Below are 2,635 nucleotides of genomic sequence, written 5' to 3'. Positions count from 1 at the left end.
GGCATGCGTCAGGGCGGCCTGCAGGTCCTTCATGTCCAGCAGCAGCAGGCCCTCGTCGTCGGCGGCGCGGAACACCACCGTCAGCACGCCTTCCTGGACATCGTTGAGCTCCAGCATGCGCGAGATCAGCAGCGGCCCCATCTCCGAGACCGTGGCGCGGATCGGATGCCCCTGCTCGCCGAACAGATCCCAGAACACCACCGGGGCCGCGGCCGGATCGAGCTTCAGGTTCATGGTCGCGGCGCGGGCCAGCATCTTCTCGTTGGGCGTACCCACCGCGGCGATGCCGCAGAGATCGCCCTTCACGTCGGCGGCGAAGACCGGCACGCCGGCGTCCGACAGACCCTGCGCCAGGATTTGAAGGGTGACGGTCTTGCCCGTCCCCGTGGCGCCGGCCACCAGGCCGTGGCGATTGGCGCGGTCCAGCCGCAACAACTCCGGATGGTCGGAAAAGCCGATCATGACGCCGTCGGACATCGGGTGCTCCCAAACACTTCTTACCTCAGGCCAAGCTATCTGGGCCGCGCGCCGACCACCATCGGCAAGGCGAGAATGAAACGTGATTGCCGTTCACCTGCGGAAACCGAGCAAGTTGACGCTAATTTTAGCGCTGGAGCGGCAAAACACCTCCAGTTCCCGCTCGAACCAGGGTAGGGATCGCCAAAATTGACGCGCACGTCGCCGGCGCGGACAGTCGCGGCGGAACAGAGAGCGCCGCAAGAGACCCATGCCCGAGCCCGTCCCGACGTCGACCGTATCCCGCACCGCCCTGGTCATCCTGGCGGTGATCGCCACCGGGGCGACCCTCTATCTGCTGCGCGGCATCCTCACGCCCCTCGCGCTGGCCGTCTTCCTGGCGGTGATGATCGACGGCTTCGCCCGGGTGATCCGGTCTCGCCTGCCCTGGGCCGGGGACAAGGCCGCCCTGCCCATGGCCATCGTTCTGTCGGTGCTGCTGTTCGGCGGCTCCACCTTCGTGATCGCCGAGAACGCCACCAGCTTCGTTAGCCAGTTGGTCGCCTATACCCCGCGCCTCAACGGCCTGATCGCCCAGGTCGCCGGCCTGCTCGGCATCGACGTGCCGCCGACGGTCAATGAGCTGTTCGTGCGGCTGAACCCCAGCGCCTATCTGGCCGATATCGCCAAGGGCCTGCAGGGCTTCGCCTCGGACGCCTTCTTCATCCTGATATATCATGGCTTCATCATCGCCTCGCGGCGGGGCTTCCAGCGCAAGGTGGTGGGCCTGTTCCCCCACCATGCCGAACGCAATGAAGCCATGGCCGCTTTCCGTCGCATCCGCGACGGGGTGGAGCGATACCTGTGGGTCCAGACCGTCACCGGCCTGATCATCGCTGTCGCCTCCTGGATCGCCATGGCGGTCCTGGGGCTCGACAACGCCGTGTTCTGGGCCTTCCTGATTTTCATCGCCTCCTACATCCCGGTGATCGGCGGGGCGGTGGGCATTCTCGCCCCGCCCATCTTCGCCCTGATCCAGTTCCCGGACTTCTGGCCCGCCCTCATCCTGCTGGGCGTGCTGCAGGCCATCCAGTTCGTGGTCGGCAACATCATCCTGCCGCGCATGCAGGGCGACAGCCTCAACATGGACCCGGTCGTCGTCCTGCTCAGCCTGGCCTTCTGGGGCGTGCTGTGGGGCATGGCCGGCATGTTCCTGTCCACGCCGCTGACGGTCATGGCCATGGTGATCCTGGCCCAGTTCAACGGCACCCGGTGGCTGGCCGTGCTGCTGTCGGCGGACGGCGAACCCGAGAAGCTGCGCGACCACAAACCGACCGGCTCACCCGACAAGAAACCCGCGCCCGAAAAGCGCACCCCCGCGTCACGCAAGCGTGAACCCGAAACCTGAAAACCAGGGTCTTCAACTTGGCCGTTTCCTTCCTATCTCTGTCTCGTTCGGGCAGCCCCCGATCTCCAGGCGACGCCGGCGCCAGCCCCCGCCGCTGCGAGCCCCGAGCGTTCCGCCTCCCCCCCCAGGGCGGAACAACGCGCCGCCGGACTCTCTCCTCCGGCGGCGTTCTCGTGTTCGGAGCCCGGACATGAGCAAGGCGCCCAGGAAGAGCTCCGCGCAACGCGCCCTGATCGCGGCCTTCGGCAAGATCGTCGGCGACGAGAGCGACGCGGCCCACAACTTTATCGCCCAGGCGGCGGAGGACGCCGCGCCCGACGAACTGCCCGAGATATCCACGGAGGCCCTGGCCGGCCTGCTGGCCGACTTCTGGGCGTTCGCCGCGACCCGCAAGGGCAAGGGTCCAGTGATCCGGCTGGCGCCCATCGAGGGCGTCGCGGACCTGGAGCGCCTGGAAATCCTGCAGGCCGACGCCCCCTTCCTGGTCGACAGCGTGATGGGCGAGATCGCCGATCAGGGCCTCTCGGTCAGGGCCATGTTCCACCCCATCGTCGCCGTCGCCCGCGACCGCAAGGGCGCACGCCTGGAGGGGGGTCCGCCCCAACGCGAGTCGATGATCCAGGTGATCCTGGAGAAGGTCGGCGCCGACCGCGAAGTCGCCCTGATCGCGGGCCTGAAGGCGACGCTGGACGATGTGCGCGCCGCCGTCGACGATTTCCCCGCCATGCTGGACCTGATGGCCCGCACGATCGAGGAGCTGAAGGCCTCCCC

2 protein-coding genes and 1 pseudogene are annotated in these 2,635 nt (G+C 67.6%); 2 read left to right on the top strand and 1 reads right to left on the bottom strand.

Features of this window, described 5'->3' with window-relative positions:
- Nucleotides 1–477, bottom strand: a 477-nt coding sequence (locus tag RMO04_RS01765) for a helicase HerA-like domain-containing protein (protein ID WP_309643078.1), incomplete at its 3' end; no start/stop codon positions are given.
- A gap of 250 nt (nt 478–727) precedes the next feature.
- Here RMO04_RS01765 and RMO04_RS01760 point away from each other — a divergent pair.
- Both RMO04_RS01760 and RMO04_RS01755 read left to right on the top strand, forming a co-directional pair.
- On the top strand, nt 728–1,864 hold the full coding sequence (locus tag RMO04_RS01760) for an AI-2E family transporter (protein ID WP_309643077.1): 1,137 nt from the start codon (nt 728–730) through the stop codon (nt 1,862–1,864).
- Between the two features lie 190 nt (nt 1,865–2,054).
- Nucleotides 2,055–2,635, top strand: a pseudogene (locus tag RMO04_RS01755) (NAD-glutamate dehydrogenase domain-containing protein); the annotation flags it as partial.

The sequence above is a fragment of the Phenylobacterium sp. genome, assembly GCF_031412415.1.
GTDB lineage: Bacteria > Pseudomonadota > Alphaproteobacteria > Caulobacterales > Caulobacteraceae > Phenylobacterium.
The sequence above is the reverse complement of the archived record's forward strand: the minus strand, read 5'-3'. Positions and strand labels throughout refer to the sequence as shown.

Bases quoted from the DNA above. Each gene is read 5' to 3' on its own strand.
- RMO04_RS01760 (WP_309643077.1), top strand. From the start codon at position 728: ATGCCCGAGCCCGTCCCGACGTCGACCGTATCCCGCACCGCCCTGGTC.